A 20,926-nucleotide genomic window follows, 5' to 3' on the forward strand; every position below is an offset into this window, starting at 1 on the left:
TCAGAGCAGGATAGATGATGGATAATCGGCAAAAGATAGAGAGATTGTTGCGGGAGATTGCTATTCCTAACTGCGATAAGAGGTTGGGAGACTTCAATTTTTTGCTTAAATCGGTAGATAAGGGGACTGATGAATCAAATTTTTTGATAACCTTACCTTTCCCTATAAATACGAGTCAAAAGATCCAGTTAGTGCAAAATATAAAGGATGGTCTATCGGGGAAATATTCACAACTTAAGTTTGACGTTGATTTTGTTATTAAAGCCAAAAAAGTTCAGTCAAATGTTGCACGTGTTCCTAATATCAAAAATATTATTGCAGTAGCATCAGGTAAGGGTGGCGTTGGTAAAAGTACAGTTTCAGCTAATTTAGCGATAGAGTTAAATCGTATGGGCGCCAAAGTTGGATTGCTAGATGCTGACCTATATGGGCCTAGTCAGACCTTAATGATGGGTGTGAGAGATCAGAAGCCAGAAAAAGATAAGGATCATTTTATTCCTGTGAACAATCATTTTGGTATTGAAATCATGTCTATGGGTTTTTTGATTGATGATGATCAAGCAGTTGTTTGGCGAGGTCCAATGATCAGTAAAGCATTGCAGCAATTGTTATTTTTTACTAAATGGGGTTCGTTGGATTATTTGATTATAGATCTTCCGCCAGGAACAGGAGATACTCAGTTGACATTATCGAAAAAGATACCTGTTACAGCTTCTGTTGTTGTTACTACGCCTCAGGAAATTGCTTTAATTGATGCAGGTAAAGCTATTTCTATGTTTGATAAAGTATCTATTCCAGTACTTGGCATTATTGAAAATATGTCTTACTACATTTGTTCAAACTGTTATGCTAAGGAAGAAATATTTGGTTCTGGTGGAGGAGAAAAATTGGCTCAAAAAACTAATGTCGCACTATTAGGCCAGTTGCCTCTGGCTTGTGAGATTAGAGAAGCAATGGATACAGGATCCATTGATAAGATGGGGCGTTATTCAGAACTATATCAAAATATAGCATGGCAACTTGTGCTTGCAATAGTGAAAATGAGTGATGATTACAGCCACCATTTTTCCAATATAAGTATTGAGACAAGATAAAAAAACACCTTATATAAATAAGGTGTATCAAAGTCTACAAAGGAGAAATAGAGGAGAGACTACTGTTGAGAAAGACTTTGGCTTTCCCTATGGGTCAATTATCCGATATAATGTTCCTGTTAGGCAAATTGAAATGCTCCTAATCTCATGTTATTTGTATGGGGTTAATTGCGCATGTAGATAAATTTATGTATATGATTGATTTTAATTGAATTTAAAGTAATGAAATATATTTTCTTTTTTTATTGTTGTTGTAAAAATACAAAAATATTTTTGAATGTAAAGATTTATTACATTTTTTTATATTTATTGGAAGTTTATATAGCTAACTCTATTATTCTGATTGATGATGATCCCGCCACACATGTTGGGTCTCCAATCTGGTAAAACATATCGGTTAAATGTATATGAATTATGATCTAGATGGAATGAATGAATATGGATTTTAGGTTTATGAGTGTGTCCATGAATAATGTCAATTTCGGGATATTCTGAGAAATGCTTTTTTAATTCTTGGATGCCTAGCATTGTAACATCACTGATTATTTTTTGTTGAGCCTGCTTTCCTTTAAAAGAGGAAAAACTCCGAATGATTTTAGTTAGAATTTTTCGATACCATTTGGGTTTAGTTAATATATTATTTTGCCACTCTATTGAACGCGTTTTGGCACGAAATTTTTGGTATTGAACATCATCAGTACAGAGTAAATCTCCATGGGATAGGATGTAATATTGGCCATATATCTTGGCTAAATAGGGATCTGGTAATAAAGTGGCGCCAGATAGTTCCAAAAAATGATTCCCAATCAAGAAATCCCTATTCCCATGCATGAAATATAAAGGTTTTTGTTTAGAAAAAGATTGAAAGGCATCAATTATCTCTATGGCATAATTTTCGATAATATCGTCACCTAACCAGGCATCAAAAATATCTCCCAATAGATAAAGAGCATCATATTCGACTGACCATCTAGGAAGTTTTTCTCGTATAGTACAGTTGAAACTTTTTGTGTTGTGGGATAAATGTAAATCAGAAATTAATAATGTTCCGGACATGTTGATTCATGTGAATGATAACGTATTCATTATGTACGACAAATTATATCTTTTCAAGTACAAGATAAGGTAGTTTCAGTTGCAAATTCTAAAGTCATACATTAAACTCACAACTGAATATTTTGGGATATTAATTTCTTGTCCTGTATTCAAGTTTTATTGTATAAAAGGAATTCGTATGAAAAAAAACATATTGGCAGTATCTGCTCTTGTTTTATTGGGAGCGTGTTCTTCTGGTGACAAGATCAGTAAAAAAGAAGTCAAAAAATCAATTAGTCAAATTTATAAGGACGAGCCTATTTGTTTAAGAATTCGTCTTGCTCTAGACGATAGTGAAATTATCCCTAATTATCGATTTGGTGACCAACAAATTAAAATAAAGTATAAAGATATTGATGGGAAAAAAGTCAATAAGTCTGCTGTTGAACAGATGAACATTTTGAAAAAACAAGGGTATTATGAGGAAGCTGGGACAGAAAAAATTAAGTTGCAAGATAACATTTCAACAACTTATAAAGTGTGGAACATTACAGATAAAGGAACTCAGTACTTTAATGGAGGTAGTGCAGTTTGTGTAGGGCATTTTGAGTTTTCTGATCTGTTGTATTACAGCATTCCAGCAACTAGTCTTGGCCGTCAGGTTAGTCATGTTACTTATACGGTTGAACCTAAAATAGATAGATGGGCAAAGCCATTCTTGAAGATCACTGATAAGAATTATGAAAAATATCTAGGAAAAGAACAGGAAAAATCAGCAACATTTTATTTAACCAATAAAGGTTGGAAAATTTTGAGAGGAAACATTTAATTATTATGGCTGTTGATTTATTGAGTACTCTGTCTCCTTTAGATGGTAGATATCGTTCTAAAGCCGAGGTATTATCACCTTATTTTTCTGAATATGCTTTGATTCGATATCGGGCTATTGTTGAGATATTATGGCTGAAATATTTATCTAATTTGGAGGAAATTAATGAAATTCCAACTTTTTCTGAACAAACACAAGAATTATTCGATAAAGTAATTAGTGACTTTTCTTTAGATGATGCTAAACAGGTTAAAGAAATTGAAAAAATTACCAACCACGACGTAAAAGCGGTGGAATATTGGTTAAAAGAGAAATTCAAAGAAAATATGGAAGTGGAAAATGTGAAGGAATTTTTCCATTTTTCTTGTACGAGTGAGGATATTAATAATATTAGTTATGCACTTATGTTAAGAGATGCTAATAAGGAAGTTATTATTCCTCAGTTAGAGCAGGTGACTGAATCATTAAGAAGAATGGCACATGTTTATGCAGATGTTTCTATGATGAGTCGCACACATGGGCAACCCGCCAGCCCTACTACAGTAGGAAAGGAGTTTGCTAATGTTGTATATCGACTTAATCGACAACTTGAAAAGTTACGTAGATTTTCTTTCATGGCTAAAATCAATGGTGCTGTAGGAAATTATAATGCTCATTTGGTTGCATATCCAGATGTTGATTGGGTATCAAATAATCGATTATTTATTGAGTCCTTGGGATTGGAATTTAATCCTTATACAGTTCAAATAGAGCCTCATGATTATATGGCTGAATATTTTCAAATTCTAATATTGATAAATACAATATTGATTGACTTTAGTCGAGATGTATGGGGTTATATTTCTTTAAATTATTTTAAACAAAAATTGAAGGAAGGAGAGGTAGGCAGTTCTACCATGCCTCATAAGATAAATCCCATTGATTTTGAAAATTCAGAAGGTAACTTTGGGATGTCTAATGCGTTATTAAGTCATATGTCACAGAAGTTATTGACCTCTCGTTGGCAGAGAGACTTGACCGATAGTACAGTGTTGCGTAATATTGGAGTGGCTCTTGGATACACGGTATTAGCCAATAGTTCGCTATTGCGGGGGATTGCTAAGCTGGAAGTTAATCAATCAGTTATTGAACAGGATTTAGAAGACCATTGGGAGTTATTAGCAGAGCCAATTCAAACAGTGATGCGTCGTTATGGTATAGATTCTCCTTATGAAAAACTGAAAGCTTTAACTAGAGGTAAAGATGAAGTTAACCAAAAAACAATACAAGATTTTATTAGTAGACTAGAATTACCGAAGGAAGTAATAAGTGAATTATTATCTTTGACACCTACCAAGTATATTGGTAAGGCTAGAGAGTTAGCAAAGGAAGTATAAGATATTATTTAACAATTTTACGAAAGGAAATGGAATTATGGGTATACTATCGTGGGCTATATTCGGTTTAATTGCGGGAGTTCTTGCTAAGTGGATTATGCCGGGTAAGGATGGAGGTGGATTTATTATGACTTCCATACTTGGTATAGTTGGTGCTGTTGTTGGTGGCTGGGTAAGTTCATTCTTTGGGTATGGTACTGTAGATGGTTTCAATTTTGGTAGTTTTGTGGTTGCTATCATGGGTGCTCTGATTGTTTTGTTTATTTATGGAAAAATTGTAGGTAAGTAGTATATATATATGTCAAAAAAAGACAACTTAAAGTTGTCTTTTTTTTTTGAGATGGGCATTTTATTCCCCCATCAACATTTTTTAATACTTTTATATTATTGAAAGCAAAAAAATATAAGTTTCAGAATTTATATTAGTATTGGTGCTCTCTACTTTATTAACCATAAAAAGCCATTATCTATAGCTGATATTTAAACCCAATAGAATAATTGACATGATGACTACGTTTTAAATCAGAGGAATAGCCCAAGTTGGTCGATAAAGAGGAAGCGTGATTAATATTTACTTTGAGGCCAACTTGGGTATTAATCCACTGCTTATCATTATTCTTTATCTCTCTTTTGAACATTGTTGGACTTGTTGTTAATCCCGCAGGAACTTTAAATTGATTACCACCTAATCTACGATTAATACTAGTTTCAAAGGACAATTGAACATTTTTGGAAGCAACTTTTAAGTTTTGATTACGATAGTACCAGCCTATTCCAACATAGTTTTTATCATAATGATATTTATTATATTTCATAGCTAAGAATTTTTTACCATTTTCTGTATAACCATTTACCTTAACCCTATTAACACCCAATTCTAAAACAGTTCCTGTTTGTTGGGCTTCATCATTATAGATATCTATCCCTATTCTAGCTAATGTATTGTAAGAATAGGCTTTAGTCTGACCCTTAGTGTCAATCATCTTAGTATAAATAAGAGTAGAGCGAATAATATCATCGGCAATTAAACGACCAATACCAAGGTTTATATTAAGCCATAAATTATTTTGAAAAGTATATTGAGTGAAAAAGCTTAAGTTTTGATGACTGAAACCATATCGGAAATGATCATGAGGTTTATTTTTACCAAAACCTATTGATACAGCAGTACCAACTAGCCACTGTGGATCGAGGTATGAATATATACCAATATTTAATATGTTCGTATTGGTTTTCTTCTTATCTATGTATGTACCACTTTTATTAATAGAACCTGAATATCCTATGAAAAAAGAAGGTTGATTAAGTTGGGGGTTGTGTTGATATCGCAATTCATTGAGCTGATTATTAATAAAGAATTGTTTAGATAAGTTAATATTATCTGCTTGTTGGGCAATAGAGCTTGCATAAACAGGTGCATTAAAAATCGCCTGCATGGTCTGTGCTATCATAAGATGCAATTGTGGACTAGGATGAAACCAATCACTGAAGAGAGAAATTTCTGAATGGAACTCGGGAGATTTTTTATCACAAAAACGAGATGAATATCCTAACGTACATGTGGGCACTAAAACTGTATCAAGACCATAATCTTTATAGTTATACGCCACCTCATTTAATAGAGCACTAAAGTCAAAATAAACAATGTTACCATCTACTTTACTTAATGCTTGATTAAGTGAGTAGTTATATTGTCCGATTACCTTATCTTGAAGATAGGTTACAGCATCATATAAAAAACTAATAAGAGATTTTGGCAACATCCAATAAAGTTGGCTGTGCATGGCATTAATATGATTTTCACGAAAGAAATATCTACCATCAGCTTGAATAATATTATTTGGATTTCTTGCGTAGCGATCAACAGCACGACCTGCTGCTGTGATTATCCATGTATAGGGGACGATTATTAGAGGTGTGAAGATAGCTTCTACAACTTGTTCAACTGTCAGTAACATACTGTAAGGAAAGAGAGTTGAGTCAGGAATATTAGAAACAAATACATATGGAGCACCGCGATTAATTAAATCTTGTGCAAGATTGGCTGTAGCTTGATGGGATTCATTCATCGTATATTCTGGTTTATTTAAATCATATTTTTTTAGAATGATATTAAGAAAATTACTGGCAACTAAGATATTTAAATCCATATTCCCACCCCATAAAACATACAAAGAGTCAGGATCAACTTTATAGTTATGTTTTTTAAGATATAAATCATATTGTTCTTGAATACTTATTCGGTTTTTTTGAATTCTGACCATGCTAGCTCCTCTCATTGCATAGTTCATGCCACCATCACTTTCTGGTACCGAATGTTTACCAGTTAATGCCAGGCTTAAGTAATCCAAATACATAGGGCTTTCATAACCACCTGCAATATATAGAGATTTTCTACCACCAGAGCCTTTATCACTTAAACTATCTCCCAAAATCATCAAATTTTTGAATTCATAGCCATTTTTCTTCTCATCTAGATTTTCTTGTGGAAAATTGTGATAGTAATTTAGAGGGCCGCCTGCTACTGCATCATCTATTAATATGGGTATGACAGATATGATGTCAGATATACGAGCTGCAAAACTCATAGGATTTGTTAACAGTGGACTTAATGTCAGAGCTATCAAATATTTATTTATCTTCATAGTTATTTCCTTATATTGTATTGTCAATTACATTGGATCTATAGTGGATCCTAAATTTGTACACTAGAACATTAGTTGACATATGTAACAATGGATTAAGTGATTTGTTTATGACGTATATCTGCGATTTTAGTATAAAAAACCAAGCAATGCTTGGTTTTTTGATGGGTTTATTTACTCTTTCCTGAGGATGAAACAATTGGTGGATTATTGCCACATTTTAACGCAGCTGACTCTACACCCTCTGGGAATTTAATGTCGGATACATGTAAGATTTGGCCGGGGAGGATGTCTTTTAAATCTATTGTTAGCTTTTGTGGAATAGTAGTTGGTTTGGTAATAATTTCAACCGAATTAGCAATTTTAAATATAGCACCACCATGAAGTTTTACTGCAACTGAAGATTCAGCATTTAAAAACTCTAATGGAACTTTGATTTTAATTGTTTTTTCACTATTTATCCTCTGAAAATCTATATGTTGTACTTGAGGTTTAAATGGATGCATTTGGAAAGAGCGTACAATCACTTCTAGAGGTTGACCCTCTAACTCTAATTGAACCACACTTGTATGAAATTCAGGTTGATTTAATGCATGAAACATTTTGTTTTGATCAACCGATATATTAATTGGTTGCTGGTTATCACCATAAATAATAGCAGGAATCAATCCTTGTCTACGTAGGCGGCGGCTCGCACCGGTACCTATCTTATCTCTTTTATTTGCTTTTACCACTTCAGTCATAATTAACACTCCAAAAAAAAATTATCTAGATAGAATCGCGACCAATACTCTAGATGGTTTAATTAAGGGAGAAACAAAGCTCCCGGTTTAGCTATATCTTCGTTAAATAAATAAGAAACTGATTCCTCGTTACTAATGCGACGCATGGTTTCAGCTAGTAATCCAGAAATACTGATTTGTCTTATTTTTTTACAAGATCGAGCGTCCTCAGATAAGGGAATGGTATCTGTTACTATTACCTCATCAATAATTGATTCATTGACCCTTTGTACTGCACCACCCGATAATACGGGATGGGTAGCATATGCTAATACTCGATTAGCACCTTTTTCTTTTAGTGCGGTAGCGGCCTTGCATAAAGTATTAGCAGTATCTATCATGTCATCGAACAATATACATGTTTTATTTTCTACTTCACCGATAATATTCATTACTTCAGCCATATTGGCTTTTGGGCGACGTTTATCAATAATAGCTAATTCGCTATTGAGTACTTTAGCTACAGCTCTAGCACGAACCACCCCTCCAATATCAGGACTTACCACAATGATGTTGTCTAATCTTTGTTCTTGAATATCATGAGTCAAAATAGGAGTTGCATATACATTATCTACAGGAATATCAAACAGGCCTTGAATTTGATCGGCATGTAGATCGACGGTCAGAACCCGATCGATCCCTGCTTTGTCTAACATATTAGCAACTAGTTTAGCTGAAATTGGTACACGTGCAGAGCGAGGTCTGCGATCCTGTCGTGCATATCCAAAGTAAGGAATTGCAGCGGTGATCCGGCCGGCTGAAGCTCTTTTTAATGCATCAGCCATAGTTAATATTTCCATTAAATTATTATTGGTTGGATAGCAAGTAGATTGTAAAATAAATACATCTCTACCTCTAACGTTCTCCAGCAATTCTATTGCTGTTTCTCCATCAGAAAATGTCCCTACATTCGCCCTACCAAGAGAAATATCTAGGTGTTTGACCACATTTTCCGCTAGAAAAGGGTTTGCATTACCCGTAAAAACCATTAAGCTGTCACAAGAAGCCATGTCAATTCCATAAAGTGGGTTAAATTTTATAGCATTACAAAACATTGTGTAGTTTTAGCTTGCATATTGTTTTGAAAAGATACCATAAAAAAATAATTTTTAAAATTAATCTTAATTAAATTAAATTAATAAACAAAAGAGCGCACAGGATCAATCCTATACGCTCGTATTGTGGCTGAGGAGGGAGGATTCGAACCTCCGCATACTGGGATCAAAACCCAGTGTCTTAACCACTTGACGACTCCCCATTTGTATTTAAATCCCCATGGGTTTTTTTAGACCATTTAATGGGTGTTGAGCCAAAGATTCAACACAATAAACCTTAAAATCCCCCGGCAACTGTTTTTTTATTAAAAGAGCCTGTTCTTTATTCTGAGCTGCAATAAACATTGCAGAACCAGAGCCCGTCATAACTGGATTTCCAAAAGGTGCTAGCAACTGACTAACAATTTCCATTTCTGGGTATAAACGAAAAGCAGTCGTTTGTAAGTCATTTTTTGTTCCGTCACACAGACGGCTGATTATCCCAGTACTTTTGTTTTGTGTCAAGGCCAATGCCTGAAAAATTTTTTTCGTGGATATAGATATATTGGGAAATACAATAACATAGTATGATTTGGCCAGTTTAATAGGGGTCAAAATCTCTCCAATGCCTGAGACTAAGGCATTCTCTCCTAAAATAAAAAAAGGAATGTCTGCACCTAGTTCAAGACCTATTTCTCTTAGTTCAGATATTGATAGATGAGTTTGCCATAAATAATTAAGTGCCACTAAAGTAGTAGCAGCATTAGAACTACCACCACCTAATCCAGCACCAATAGGAATATTCTTATTTAAAGTGATATTAGCACCATATTTACTACCAGTTTTATTTTTCAACATATGAGCCGCCTTGAGAATCAGATTATCCTGAGTAGCGATTTCTTGATTGGATGAGATCAGATTAATTTCATTGTTAAAGGTGGTTTTAATTTCTAATACATCAAATAAATTAATGAGTGAGAAAATTGATTCTATTAGATGATAACCATCACTACGTCTACCTTTGATATGTAAGTACAAGTTTATTTTAGCGGGTGATAAATAATAGCTCATAGGTTTCTATTCGGGCAGATTAAATCTTGGTTTTTGTGTTGTAAGTTATCAGATTTAGAGAATTGATCAAAAAAGAGGGTTATACTTAATCCATTGCCTTGTAGTAGTATTGTTTTTGGTTTTTGATTTTTGTCTAGTATCCTTTCGATAGTCCAATTGTTTTGGTAAAGTTTATTGCCTGATGTATTATAAGGAGATTGGGTTGATGCATAGCCGTTAATCCAGAGGTCGAGATAATCAATGGGGACTTGAAAACCAAGAAGTTTTTCACTTAACTCAGATGCATTATTTCCTGTGAAAATTTCCCCTTTATTATTTTCAGCGATTACGCCAATAAAATCTTTACAAAGTTGACCAATAGTATTGCCAATAGGAGTATTAATATCAATAATACTAAAACTTCTGGAGTGTTGATTGTTCCAATCGAAGTTGCCATGTGAACCACGGTGATCAATTTTTATTGATAAACGACCAAAGGCCTTAAAATCTATCTTTTGATCGTGATAGGATTGCCACACAATATTTTTATTAGGTATAGAAGTGCAGCTCGAAATAAGACTAATGATTAATAGTAATAATAAAAAAGGATATTTTATTTGATTCATAAGGTAATTTCTTTTCGGGGAATTTGGTTGATTTTAATAATTTTTTGCATATGGGGATCTGAGGGATTTTTTTTAAGTTCTGAGTGAATGATTTCTAATGCTTGTCTTTTATGACCACTAATCCATAAGGCATGAGCTAAGTGAGAGCCTGATTCACTGGATTGAGTAGCTGTATAAGCTTTTTGTAACAATGGTAATCCTTTATTGACATAACCATTCAACACATAAGCCCAGCCCAAACTATCCATGATCTCAGGAGCCTTAGCATCCAGTAGATAAGCTTGCTGAAGAATAGGGAGTGCTTGTCTATTTTTTTCTTGGTTATCAAATTCTAGGAGAGTGTAACCCAGAGCATTTAGATTAAAGGCATTGGGATACATTTCTACCGCAGATCTGTAGGCCTTTTCTGCTTGAATATAATTTCTTTGAGAAAAATAAATATCACCTTTATATAGCAATATTCCCATTTTTATATCAATCAATTCTGGAGCATTATGTTGAATTGAGTTTTCTAAAGTAAGTATTTCCTTTAATGCTTTTTGACCTTTTTCAGTTTGAGTAATTTGACCTAACTTCAGTCTAGCATATTGCTCATATTGGTACACTATACCAGATAGTTGAGGTAATTTTTCCACTTTATTTAATATTTCTTTTAATAATTTTTGTTTTTCTTGGTGATAGGCGATGAATCCCTGCATGATTAATTTATCATACACATATTCAGAATTCTGTATTTTATCAAGCCATGATATACATAACCCAATGTTCTCATTGCTTAAAGCACCAGCAGCAGCAAAGGTCGCAACATAATCTTTCTGTTGTTTATTTGCTAATTGATAGGCTTGAGTAAAGTAATGATTATATATGTTTTGGGGTTTATTCTTTAATGCTGAAACATAACCTGCTTGTGTGTATAGTGGTGTACTAGGAAATATGGTTAAGGCCTTTTCAATTATTTTAAATGCTTCATCATATTGTTTTTGAATCAGAAATTGATCAATGTAGATAGAAATCCATTCTTTTTGGTATTTTTCATTCGATAGTTTTTTAAAAAAATCATTGAGGTATGTTGGGTCAATATTATTTAAGAAACGTAATAGGGTAATAATTCTTTGATTAGGTTGTGGAGACAAAAAATGTATCTGAGCTATGGCTTTTTGAGTGGTTGGGTAATCCTTGTTAGCTGAGGCGTATACTAGGTTAGTAACGACTGCATCTACATTCTCAGGATATTGTTTAGCAATTAAATTTACTTGTTTTGCATATTTAGATAGAGATATATCTTGTAAAATGAGAGAGATTAGTGTATTAAATATAAAACTCTTTTCTGGTAATGTTTCTGATAATAATAATCTATTTTCAAGATTATTGAATATATAGGGATAGTTTTTTTCAAGAACAGCTTGTTCCCAAAATAAATTCTTCAAGCGGGTTGAAGGTTGCTTATGGTATTTAAGCCACAAGGATTGAATTTGTTTAGACATTTCTGGGTTCGTATTTGCCAAAGCTATTTCAGTTGCACGCTCTGCGATTTTTATATCTTGAGTCTGTTGTAATAGCTTATAGTAGGTATTTAATGCGATATCACCATATCCTTTTGTCAGTAAAATCTCAGCACTAAGAGCCATGAACAAATAGGAGGCTTTGTTTCTAATGGTTTGTTCATTAGCGTGAACAAAATGTGGGGAAGTAACAAGCAGCCAGCTTGTTATTATGGGGCATAAGCGTAAGTATATATTAGATAATTTCATCACAAATCCTAAAAATTTGTTTATTGGATATGGTTGTTGTACTGAAACAACGAAAAAACTGGTGTTGTTGAACTAGTCAATAATATAGACCAATAATTACTTTTGTACAATTCTAATCGTTTTTTATGTCGTCATGGGAAAATATATTCTTCAATAAATAGTGATGGAAATATTAACTACTTGATTTTTAAATTTTTTTAAAATAATTTTTTTAAATTTGAGATAACTGATTGAATTGGTTGAGATAACTGATTGAATTAATTTAGATTGTTTATTGTGTTATTTTTCATAATGGGATATAATTGCGCGGGACAATTGCTTATCTAGCTTGAGATATGTGGATTTATCAGGCTTGTATGTCTTGACAGAATTTGGGCCTGTGATTATAGTAAGTGCATGGATTTACGTGTATCGCGTGTGTTATCTAAGAGTTCAACATGTGATGTTTTAATTTTAGGCTTGATCAGACAATAAATAGTGTTTAATTATAGTGTTTAATTAAGTGTTGCATAATTTTTTATAGAGGAAATAATAATGACCGAACAGCTAAAATTAACCGCAGTATTACTTGCGTTATTTGCTTCTAACAGTATGTTTGCTGCTCAGCATAACTATCCTGGTTATACTGAAACAAGTTTGACTGATGGTAAAATTGTTAAAAATAGGTATGACGAATGTTGGCAAAATTCATTTTTAGAGACTAAGGTACCTGAATGTGGTGGTGAGGTTGTTGCTGTACCGCAGTTTGAGGATTCAGTAATTAGTTTAAGCAGTAACTTTTTATTTGGTTTTGACAAATCTACATTACGTCCAGAAGCAATTCAAACATTGAATGATACAGCTGCTAAGATTACTGAACAAGGTACTCAAGTTGAGTCTGTGGTGATTGAAGGCCACACTGACTTTATGGGGAAAGAAAGTTACAATCAAGCCCTTTCTGATCGTCGTGCTAATTCTGTAAGAGATTACTTAATCAGCCAAGGTGTTCCTACTGAGATTATTTCTGCAGTTGGTTATGGTGAAAGTCAAGCTCGTATGACTGAACAATGTAAAAGTCAGGTAGCTGGTATTAAGAATGCAGCTAAAAGACGTTCAGCTCAAATTGATTGTATTGAGCCAGACCGTAGAGTTGATATCAAGATTCGTGCCACTAAGAGAATTGAAGTGGAGCAACCAACTAAATAATTATTTTTATATTGAGGAAGGTTCCGGTTCCGGAACCTTTTTTTTTTAGGGTGATTATGATTTTTATACTTTCTCCTGCAAAAAAAATGCAAGAATCTCAAATCAAATTTTCTGATTTAACATTACCTGTTTTCGAGAGAAAAACCAGAGAATTATTGCAGTATCTTAATGTTTGCTCCCCGCAGAAAATAGCTTCTTTGATGAAAATTTCTGATGCATTAGCATGGAAAAATAAGCAAAGATATCAAGATATTTTGAATGGGTCTGCTCCAATCTATCCTGCCATAGAGTTATTTGCTGGAGATGTGTATCGTGGTTTAGACTATTCAAGTTTAAACCAATTATCAAGGAAATATCTTGAAAATCAATTGCTTATATTATCTGGATTGTATGGTGTTTTAAAACCTAGGGATGGAATTTCACCTTATCGTTTAGAAATGGGAACATCTTTATCAACAACAAGTACTGATAATCTTTATGAGTTTTGGAATGGATTACTCCATGAATATATTATTCAAAAAATACAAGATGATATAAATACGGAAAAAATGTGCTTAATTAATTTGGCCTCTCAAGAGTACGCAAAAGCGGTAGATTTTAAAAAAATACCTTATCCAGTGATAACGCCAGTTTTTAAAAGAATTAATCCTAAAAATGGGCAGTATCAGATTGTAGGCGTCTTGGCTAAGTATGCCCGTGGTCTGATGGTTCGTTATGCTGCAGAGCGACAGTTGACTAACATCGAGGATTTAAAAACATTTAATTTAGAAAATTATATTTATCGACCTGACTTATCCAATACTAATGAATGGATTTTTATTCAGACAAACTAGGCTTTTGAGGTGATAGATTTAATTTTTGCATAAGTTGTAAGTCGGAAGATTCTTTGTTATTTTCCGTAGTGAGTAATTTATCGCCAAAAAATATAGAATTTGCACCTGCTAGGAAACATAGTCCTTGTGTTGCTTCATTGAGCATGTTTCTACCAGCGGAAAGACGGATATAGCTTTGAGGCATGGTAATCCTAGCAATGGCAATTGTTCGTACAAAATCAGTCCAATCTAACTCTTCAGCGTTTTCTAGTGGGGTGTTGTGTATTTTTACTAGTTGGTTAATAGGGACGCTTTCTGGTTGGGGTTCTAGATTGGCAAGATTGGCAATGAATGATGCTCTGTCATCTTTGCTCTCATTGATCCCTATAATTCCGCCACAGCATAATTTTAAGCCAGCATTTTGTACGTGTTGAATAGTATTAATTCTATCTTCATAAGTTCTAGTTTGTATAATATTTTGATAGTTTTCTGGCGTAGTATCTAGATTATGATTGTAATAGTCTAGTCCTGCTTCCTTAAAAGAACTGGCCATTCCTTCTTCTAATAGACCAAAAGAGGCACAAGTATCTAAACCTATTTTTTTAACTTCTTGAATAACATTAGTCAAGTAATCGATATCTCTTGGTCTTGGTCCTCTCCATGCTGTAGCGAGGCAAAATCGGGATGCTCCTCTGGATTTTGCAATTTTAGCTCTTTCTAATATTTCATCTAATGGCATTAATCCTTCTTTGTTAATACCTGTTTTATAGTGTGCTGATTGAGAGCAATAAGCACAATTTTCTGGGCATCCTCCGGTTTTAATAGATAACAAGCTTGAGACCTGTATTTCATTCGGATCGAAATTATCTCTGTGTACACTAGCAGCTTTATAAACCAGATCCATGAAAGGCAGAGTGTACAGATCTTTAACCTGACATTTTGTCCAATATTGAGTTTTCTGGTCTTTTTTTGCTAATTTCATAAGGCACTCCCAAGGTCAAATTGTTTAATAGCCCAAATCATCTAGTAGTTTTTTGCTATTCGTTGTAGTTAATAATTTTTGAGACCTTAATTTATTTTTAATATAAAACTCAATACTTAGATCGGCACGGTTGGTAAACATCCCATCTACTAAGTTTTTCCATTGCTGCATCTGTTTTAAGGTATCGAATGAATAAGAATGCATACCTAGTTTTTGTGCATGTATCCAATCAGAAAAATATTGATTTTTTGTCCTAATAGAAGGGCCTAAAAAAGTAGCTTGATATCTATTAGCAAAAGCAACCTTATTTTGTAATGAATGACTAGGTTGGTTATTTTCAAATTGTCCATCATGCCATTCTATCAAAAGAGTAGTGGGAATTTTATTTTGGAATATTTTTTGAATATTAATTAGACTTTCTTCAGAGAAAGTTTGTAATATAACTTTTCCATTGGTATGACCAATATTGACTTTTCCGTTAATATAAAAGTGTTGAGTATTTTCTGGTTTTTTTAAGATATTCCAATTTAATTTAGTTAATTCTTGCTCAAGTTTTTCCTCAATCCCTTGGTTCAACTCAGGCTCTTTGAGTTCTATATAGATACCAGGACGATGGCCATTATCTTTTTCATCTTTAACGTAAACAAAAGTACCATCTTCTCTGATAACTCTGCGATTATTTTCATCTCTTTTTATTTTGTAGCCTTCGGCTATTTTAATGACATCTTGCAGTGTTAAGATTTCTAGACCTTTAAATTTTTCTCTAGCTCGAGAAGGATTGGCTTGGTTAAACCAAGAACCTGCATCTAATTTTAATAACTCTTGATATGTAAAGGTATTTATTGGGTCTTTCATTCTAGAGGGGTATATCGTTTGTATGTCTGTTGTTCTAGTTAAGTTATTATCATGCAAGGTTAAAATGATACCATCTTTACTTAATTGTAAATCAGCTTCCAAGTAATCTGCACCTATATTTCTAGCCCATCGATAAGCGGCTTCTGTTTCCTCAGGTGCCCAATATGTAGTGCCTCTGTGTGCAATAACAATATTTTGGGGAACATAAGATCGTACTTCATCTCGTTGTATAGTGACAGTTTTGATTGTCTTGTCGAGATCTACCTGAGCTGACATAATAAATTGAGATAGTATAAGTATCACGGAAATAAAAATTTTTTTACACATAGCTTTCATCTTGTTGTTTATTGAGAATCATTTTAAATGATAACATATGATCATATCAAGATTGTAACGATTAATCGAAAGTGAAAGACAGGAGATGCAACGCGAGAAATTACTGAGCTATTTGAATCAATTACTGAGTATAGACCTATTTTATGACTATTGTCCATTGGGACTTCAAGTGGAAGGAAAAGAGAATGTTATTAAGATTGTAACCGCTGTCACAGCGAGTTTACGTGCGATTGATTTTGCAACTAAACATAATGCAGATATGTTGTTGGTTCATCATGGGATATTTTGGAAAAATGAAGCTGATATTGTTATTGGTTGGAAAAGAAAAAGATTAAAAAAAATATTAGAATTCGATTTGAATTTAGTGGCTTATCACCTCCCTTTAGATGCACATCCCGAGTTGGGTAATAATGCACAGCTAGCGGAAAAGATGCAATGGAAATGTGAAAAAATAACAGGAGAGCAAGGATTATTATGTGTAGGAGAATTAAATAATAGGATGTCTTTGCGTAATCTAGAGATGCAACTGGAAAGGGTGTTAAAAAGAAAGCCCTTAGTTATTGGACAGCCAAATAAAGAAATTAAAAAGATTGCGTGGTGTACAGGGGGTGGGCAAAATTTCTTTTTAGAGGCAATTGCTCAGGGAGTCGATGTATTTGTGACTGGAGAGGTATCTGAAGCTCAATATCATTTTGCCAACGAAACAGATGTTGCCTTTGTGTCAGCGGGTCATCATGCCACAGAACGTTATGGTATTTGGGCTCTTGGTGCACATATTCACAGAAAATTTAATTTAGAAGTTATCTATTTCGATGAAGAAAATCCAATTTAATTAATTGAAACAAATATATATAACCAAATATATGGCAAAAAAGTATTATATCTGATACAATTTTCCGTTACTTTGTGCTTTCTTAGATTGGATAATTTCTATGATGATTTTATATTCCGGTATTACCTGTCCTTTTAGTCAAAGGTGTCGTATTGTTCTTTACGAAAAAGGAATGGATTTTGAGATTAAAGATGTAGATATCTTTAATAAACCAGAAGATCTTGTGCTAATGAACCCTTATAATCAAGTACCAGTTCTGGTTGAGCGTGATTTAACATTACACGAGTCTAATATTATTAATGAGTATATCGATGAGCGTTTTCCTCATCCTCAGTTGATGCCTGCAGATCCGATTACTCGTGGTAAAGGAAGGTTATTTATGTACCGGTTGGAAAGGGAGCTTTTTTCTCAGGTGCAAATTTTAGAATCTATCAATTTAGAATCAGGAGAAGGAAAAAAGAAAGACAATAGTAGGAGAAAAGAGCAAGATCTAGCAAGACAGAATATTGCAGAAGCGTTGACTCTGTTATCACCAATGTTTGCCAAAAATAAGTATATATTAGGAGATGATTTCTCTTTATTAGATATTGCTCTTGCACCATTGTTATGGCGTCTAAATCACTATGATATTACTTTAGGTGAATCGTGTACTGCTATTTTAAAATACAGAGAGAGAATTTTCCAAAAAGAGTCCTTTATTGAGGCATTGACACCAGCTGAGAAGGCGATGAGAAAATAGGGATGAGTAGATATGTTACCTAACGATTTTAAGCCATATCTGATTCGTTCTTTTTATGAGTATATAGCGGATAAAAATTTCACGCCCTATATTCACGTGTTTGTCAATGAGTTTACTCAGGTGCCATTAGAGTTTGTTACTGATAATGCGATCACTTTGAATATCGGAATGTTAGCTTGTCCTGATATTGAAATTAAGAATCATGTTATACACTTTACAGCAAGGTTTTCTGGCAAAATGAGTGAAGTTGTCATTCCTATGGGTCATGTTTTAGCGATTTATGCACGGGAGAACACGGATTTAATATTAACTTTTCCCATAGATAAACATAGTGCGCCCGTTGAGAAGACAGAAGTATTAAAAGAAAATTCTTTAGAAAAAGCTCAAGCTGGAGTCAAAGAAGCAAAAGTTTGTTTTAAAATAGTGAAGAAAAAAGACAAGGACTAGTCATTTTCCTTCTCGTTTTCTTATCTACGTCTTGAAAAAGTACCTAAAATAGAATAGACTGAAAAATCGAATATGGTTTTATTTTTTTATTTTTCCCAAGATTTAAACTGAAGTATTTGGATGATTGCCAATTTGATTACTTTTAACTGTCACGTACCAGAAATCGTCATCAGTTTAAGTAGCCGATAAAGCGTTGTCGATGAGGGCAGCCATTTAATCTCAATTTAAAAATATAAAAAAGAGGTGAGTATGCAGGTTTCTGGTGCACATATTATTGTGCAAAGTCTTAAATCTGAAGGTGTGACGCACGTTTTTGGCTATCCTGGTGGTGCCGTTCTTGAAATCTATGATGCTATCTTTCAATTGAATGCTTTTCAACATGTTCTGGCAAGACACGAGCAGGCTGCAGTACATATGGCTGATGCTTACGCTCGAGTTTCTGGAAAAGTTGGTGTTGCTTTAGTTACTTCAGGTCCTGGTGCTACAAATGCGATTACTGGTATTGCAACTGCGAATAGTGATTCAGTACCGATTGTTGTTATTTCTGGACAGGTATCTACCTCTGCTATTGGTTCAGATGCTTTTCAAGAAGTCGATATGATCGGGATCACTCGTCCTTGTGTTAAACATAATTTTTTAGTGACTAAGGCATCTGAGCTAACAGGTGTTATTAAGAAAGCATTTCATATTGCGCGCACTGGAAGACCGGGTTCAGTTGTCATCGATGTTGCTAAAGATGCAACACAGGAGTTAAGTAAATTTTGTTATTTACAGGAAGAGCCTTTTATTCGTTCATATCAGCCAGTTACTACAGGTCATAAAGGACAGATCAAGAAGGCAGCTCAATTGTTGGCCTCTGCTAAACGGCCTATTATTTATTATGGTGGTGGCGTTATTTTAGGGAATGCCGATCAAGAGGTTATAAAATTAGTTCAATTATTGGGGGTGCCTTGTATCAGTACCTTAATGGGATTGGGTGCCTATCCTTCTTCACATTATCAATTTATCGGTATGGTGGGCATGCATGGTAGTTATGAAGCTAACTTGGCTATGCAAAGTGCAGATGTGGTGTTGGCAATTGGTGCAAGATTTGATGATCGGGTCGTTTCTGTGCCAGAAAAATATTTGGAAGCCAAAAAGAAAATTATTCATATTGACATAGATCCCTCATCTATTTCTAAAAGAGTACCAGTAGATGTTCCTATTGTTGGTGGTGCTAAACAGGTACTCACTGATTTATTAGAGATATGGCAGGCAAAAAAATTGACGTTGAATGTTGTCAATTTGCAAAAGTGGTGGGCGTTAATAGAAAGTTGGCGAGCTAGGGATTGTTTTTATTATGACAATAGCACAGATTCAGTAAAACCCCAGTATGTAATTGAAACATTAGCTAAATTAACTAATAATAGTGCAATTATTACTTCTGACGTGGGGCAACACCAAATGTTTGTTGCTCAATACTATCCGTTCGAGCGTACTAGACAATGGGTGAATTCAGGAGGTCTTGGCACAATGGGGGTAGGACTACCCTATGCGATGGGGGTTAAATTTGCGTTACCAAAAGAAGATGTATTTTGTGTCACTGGGGATGGTTCTATTCAGATGAATATACAAGAATTATCAACTTGTTATCAATATAATTTACCGATAAAAATAATTAACTTGAATAATCACTTTCTGGGTATGGTAAGACAATGGCAAGAATTTTATTATGATAATCGTTATTCTCATACTTATATGGACTCATTGCCTGATTTTGTCAAGTTGGCAGAGGCCTACGGACACATTGGTATGCGCATTGAAGCCAAAAAGGATGTAGAACCTGCGTTGCAAGAGGCCATTAAACTTAAAGGTCGTCTAGTCTTTATGGATTTTGTTACTAGTAAAGAACAAAATGTGTATCCTATGGTGGGAAATGGCAAGGGGTTAGACGAGATGTTATTGCCTCTCCATATGAGAGAATCAGAAAAAGATTCAGATATATTCGATGTCAAGGATAGAAATTATGATACAAGGAGCGTGCCGTGAGACACGTCATTTCGGTTTTAATGGAAAATGAATCAGGGGCACTTAGTCGAGTGGTGGGCTTGTTTTCTGCTAGGGGATACAATATTGATTCTTTATCAGTGAATGTGACGGATGATAAAACATTGTCTCGGTTAACTCTGACCACTCAGGGTGATGAAAGAATGCTAGAGCAAATTTTAAAACAATTAAACAAACTAATCGAAGTGGTTAAGGTTTGTGATTTAAATCAAGGTAAATTTACTGAGCGGGAGTTGATTTTGATCAAAATTAGAGCTACGGCAAAGGATCGTAGAGAGTTTTTGGAGCTTATTCAGATTTATCGGGGTAATACGGTTGATGTGACAGAGAGGACTTTAACAGCAGAAATCACGGGTAGTAGTGATAAAATTGATTCTTTTATTGACTTAATAAGTAAAACAAATATTTTAGAAATAGTTCGAACAGGGGCTGTAGGTCTTGGTTGTGGTGAAAGAACTATGAAAGTTTAA

At 34.1% G+C, this 20,926-nt stretch carries 20 protein-coding genes and 1 tRNA gene; 11 read left to right on the forward strand and 10 right to left on the reverse strand.

Annotation, left to right across the window (positions count from 1 at the left end; translation table 11 throughout):
- Positions 1-14: 14 nt before the first annotated feature.
- Positions 15-1,094, forward strand: a complete 1,080-nt coding sequence (gene apbC, locus GKC53_04550) for an iron-sulfur cluster carrier protein ApbC (GenBank protein QRN41401.1) — start codon at positions 15-17, stop codon at positions 1,092-1,094.
- A 306-nt stretch (positions 1,095-1,400) separates the two neighbouring features.
- Here the strand turns inward: apbC and GKC53_04555 are convergent, their stop codons facing one another.
- Complete coding sequence (locus GKC53_04555) at positions 1,401-2,150, reverse strand: UDP-2,3-diacylglucosamine diphosphatase (protein ID QRN41402.1); 750 nt, start codon at positions 2,148-2,150, stop codon at positions 1,401-1,403.
- Between the two features lie 178 nt (positions 2,151-2,328).
- Here GKC53_04555 and GKC53_04560 point away from each other — a divergent pair, with 178 nt between their 5' ends.
- Genes GKC53_04560 through GKC53_04570 form a run of 3 tightly spaced genes read left to right on the forward strand, consistent with a single transcriptional unit; the run spans position 2,329 to position 4,623 of the window.
- Complete coding sequence (locus GKC53_04560) at positions 2,329-2,958, forward strand: hypothetical protein (GenBank protein QRN41403.1); 630 nt, start codon at positions 2,329-2,331, stop codon at positions 2,956-2,958.
- A 5-nt stretch (positions 2,959-2,963) separates the two neighbouring features.
- Positions 2,964-4,334 (forward strand): adenylosuccinate lyase, encoded by a 1,371-nt coding sequence (purB, locus tag GKC53_04565; GenBank protein ID QRN41404.1) that lies wholly within the window; start codon positions 2,964-2,966, stop codon positions 4,332-4,334.
- Positions 4,335-4,371: 37 nt separating this feature from the next.
- The gene (locus GKC53_04570; protein QRN41405.1) at positions 4,372-4,623 is read left to right on the forward strand and encodes a GlsB/YeaQ/YmgE family stress response membrane protein; all 252 of its coding nucleotides are present in this window, start codon (positions 4,372-4,374) and stop codon (positions 4,621-4,623) included.
- 178 nt (positions 4,624-4,801) lie between these two features.
- On the opposite strand, the gene GKC53_04575 is transcribed toward GKC53_04570, so the two are convergent.
- The 7 genes from GKC53_04575 to GKC53_04605 form a co-directional block, all read right to left on the reverse strand.
- Positions 4,802-6,979, reverse strand: coding sequence for an autotransporter domain-containing protein (locus GKC53_04575; GenBank protein QRN41406.1), 2,178 nt, complete (start codon positions 6,977-6,979; stop codon positions 4,802-4,804).
- 170 nt (positions 6,980-7,149) lie between these two features.
- Positions 7,150-7,722 carry a 50S ribosomal protein L25/general stress protein Ctc gene (locus GKC53_04580; protein ID QRN41407.1) on the reverse strand — a complete coding sequence of 191 codons (573 nt, stop codon included), beginning with the start codon at positions 7,720-7,722 and terminating at the stop codon, positions 7,150-7,152.
- A 62-nt stretch (positions 7,723-7,784) separates the two neighbouring features.
- Positions 7,785-8,816 carry a ribose-phosphate diphosphokinase gene (gene prs / locus GKC53_04585; GenBank protein QRN41408.1) on the reverse strand — a complete coding sequence of 344 codons (1,032 nt, stop codon included), beginning with the start codon at positions 8,814-8,816 and terminating at the stop codon, positions 7,785-7,787.
- A 127-nt stretch (positions 8,817-8,943) separates the two neighbouring features.
- Positions 8,944-9,019: transfer RNA gene (locus GKC53_04590), tRNA-Gln, on the reverse strand.
- 7 nt (positions 9,020-9,026) lie between these two features.
- Positions 9,027-9,866 carry a 4-(cytidine 5'-diphospho)-2-C-methyl-D-erythritol kinase gene (ispE, locus tag GKC53_04595; GenBank protein QRN41409.1) on the reverse strand — a complete coding sequence of 280 codons (840 nt, stop codon included), beginning with the start codon at positions 9,864-9,866 and terminating at the stop codon, positions 9,027-9,029.
- The gene (locus GKC53_04600; protein QRN41410.1) at positions 9,863-10,471 is read right to left on the reverse strand and encodes a lipoprotein localization factor LolB; all 609 of its coding nucleotides are present in this window, start codon (positions 10,469-10,471) and stop codon (positions 9,863-9,865) included. The genes ispE and GKC53_04600 overlap by 4 nt, the downstream gene beginning before the upstream one ends.
- Complete coding sequence (locus GKC53_04605; protein QRN41411.1) at positions 10,468-12,222, reverse strand: hypothetical protein; 1,755 nt, start codon at positions 12,220-12,222, stop codon at positions 10,468-10,470. The genes GKC53_04600 and GKC53_04605 overlap by 4 nt, the downstream gene beginning before the upstream one ends.
- Before the next feature lie 534 nt (positions 12,223-12,756).
- Between GKC53_04605 and GKC53_04610 the strand changes: the two genes are divergently transcribed.
- On the forward strand, positions 12,757-13,407 hold the full coding sequence (locus tag GKC53_04610; GenBank protein ID QRN41412.1) for an OmpA family protein: 651 nt from the start codon (positions 12,757-12,759) through the stop codon (positions 13,405-13,407).
- A 56-nt stretch (positions 13,408-13,463) separates the two neighbouring features.
- Complete coding sequence (yaaA, locus tag GKC53_04615; protein ID QRN41413.1) at positions 13,464-14,240, forward strand: peroxide stress protein YaaA; 777 nt, start codon at positions 13,464-13,466, stop codon at positions 14,238-14,240.
- Here the strand turns inward: yaaA and bioB are convergent.
- Both bioB and GKC53_04625 read right to left on the reverse strand, forming a co-directional pair.
- Positions 14,224-15,201 (reverse strand): biotin synthase BioB, encoded by a 978-nt coding sequence (gene bioB, locus GKC53_04620; protein ID QRN41414.1) that lies wholly within the window; start codon positions 15,199-15,201, stop codon positions 14,224-14,226. The two genes, yaaA and bioB, sit on opposite strands and share 17 nt — an antisense overlap.
- Positions 15,202-15,225: 24 nt before the next feature.
- Positions 15,226-16,392: a glycerophosphodiester phosphodiesterase gene (locus GKC53_04625; GenBank protein QRN41415.1), complete on the reverse strand. Its 1,167-nt coding sequence runs from the start codon at positions 16,390-16,392 to the stop codon at positions 15,226-15,228.
- Positions 16,393-16,477: 85 nt separating this feature from the next.
- On the opposite strand from GKC53_04625, the gene GKC53_04630 reads away from it, so the two are divergent.
- From GKC53_04630 to ilvN, 5 genes are all read left to right on the forward strand, one after another.
- Complete coding sequence (locus GKC53_04630; GenBank protein QRN41416.1) at positions 16,478-17,224, forward strand: Nif3-like dinuclear metal center hexameric protein; 747 nt, start codon at positions 16,478-16,480, stop codon at positions 17,222-17,224.
- 100 nt (positions 17,225-17,324) lie between these two features.
- Positions 17,325-17,963 carry a stringent starvation protein A gene (locus GKC53_04635; GenBank protein ID QRN41417.1) on the forward strand — a complete coding sequence of 213 codons (639 nt, stop codon included), beginning with the start codon at positions 17,325-17,327 and terminating at the stop codon, positions 17,961-17,963.
- 12 nt (positions 17,964-17,975) lie between these two features.
- Entirely contained in the window at positions 17,976-18,410 is a 435-nt protein-coding gene (locus tag GKC53_04640; protein ID QRN41418.1) for a ClpXP protease specificity-enhancing factor, read from the forward strand.
- A 249-nt stretch (positions 18,411-18,659) separates the two neighbouring features.
- Entirely contained in the window at positions 18,660-20,438 is a 1,779-nt protein-coding gene (ilvB, locus tag GKC53_04645; GenBank protein QRN41419.1) for a biosynthetic-type acetolactate synthase large subunit, read from the forward strand.
- The gene (ilvN, locus tag GKC53_04650; protein QRN41420.1) at positions 20,435-20,926 is read left to right on the forward strand and encodes an acetolactate synthase small subunit; all 492 of its coding nucleotides are present in this window, start codon (positions 20,435-20,437) and stop codon (positions 20,924-20,926) included. The genes ilvB and ilvN overlap by 4 nt, the downstream gene beginning before the upstream one ends.

The organism is Neisseriaceae bacterium (assembly GCA_016864895.1).
Taxonomy (GTDB): Bacteria; Pseudomonadota; Gammaproteobacteria; order Burkholderiales; family Neisseriaceae; genus QFNR01.

Coding starts and splice junctions, on each gene's coding strand:
- GKC53_04625 (QRN41415.1), bottom strand. CDS start 16,392: ATGAAAGCTATGTGTAAAAAAATTTTTATTTCCGTGATACTTATACTA.
- GKC53_04630 (QRN41416.1), top strand. CDS start 16,478: ATGCAACGCGAGAAATTACTGAGCTATTTGAATCAATTACTGAGTATA.
- purB (QRN41404.1), top strand. CDS start 2,964: ATGGCTGTTGATTTATTGAGTACTCTGTCTCCTTTAGATGGTAGATAT.
- ilvB (QRN41419.1), top strand. CDS start 18,660: ATGCAGGTTTCTGGTGCACATATTATTGTGCAAAGTCTTAAATCTGAA.
- GKC53_04570 (QRN41405.1), top strand. CDS start 4,372: ATGGGTATACTATCGTGGGCTATATTCGGTTTAATTGCGGGAGTTCTT.
- GKC53_04610 (QRN41412.1), top strand. CDS start 12,757: ATGACCGAACAGCTAAAATTAACCGCAGTATTACTTGCGTTATTTGCT.
- GKC53_04575 (QRN41406.1), bottom strand. CDS start 6,979: ATGAAGATAAATAAATATTTGATAGCTCTGACATTAAGTCCACTGTTA.
- GKC53_04560 (QRN41403.1), top strand. CDS start 2,329: ATGAAAAAAAACATATTGGCAGTATCTGCTCTTGTTTTATTGGGAGCG.
- prs (QRN41408.1), bottom strand. CDS start 8,816: ATGTTTTGTAATGCTATAAAATTTAACCCACTTTATGGAATTGACATG.
- GKC53_04605 (QRN41411.1), bottom strand. CDS start 12,222: ATGAAATTATCTAATATATACTTACGCTTATGCCCCATAATAACAAGC.
- GKC53_04580 (QRN41407.1), bottom strand. CDS start 7,722: ATGACTGAAGTGGTAAAAGCAAATAAAAGAGATAAGATAGGTACCGGT.
- bioB (QRN41414.1), bottom strand. CDS start 15,201: ATGAAATTAGCAAAAAAAGACCAGAAAACTCAATATTGGACAAAATGT.
- apbC (QRN41401.1), top strand. CDS start 15: ATGATGGATAATCGGCAAAAGATAGAGAGATTGTTGCGGGAGATTGCT.
- GKC53_04555 (QRN41402.1), bottom strand. CDS start 2,150: ATGTCCGGAACATTATTAATTTCTGATTTACATTTATCCCACAACACA.
- GKC53_04635 (QRN41417.1), top strand. CDS start 17,325: ATGATGATTTTATATTCCGGTATTACCTGTCCTTTTAGTCAAAGGTGT.
- GKC53_04640 (QRN41418.1), top strand. CDS start 17,976: ATGTTACCTAACGATTTTAAGCCATATCTGATTCGTTCTTTTTATGAG.
- GKC53_04600 (QRN41410.1), bottom strand. CDS start 10,471: ATGAATCAAATAAAATATCCTTTTTTATTATTACTATTAATCATTAGT.
- yaaA (QRN41413.1), top strand. CDS start 13,464: ATGATTTTTATACTTTCTCCTGCAAAAAAAATGCAAGAATCTCAAATC.
- ispE (QRN41409.1), bottom strand. CDS start 9,866: ATGAGCTATTATTTATCACCCGCTAAAATAAACTTGTACTTACATATC.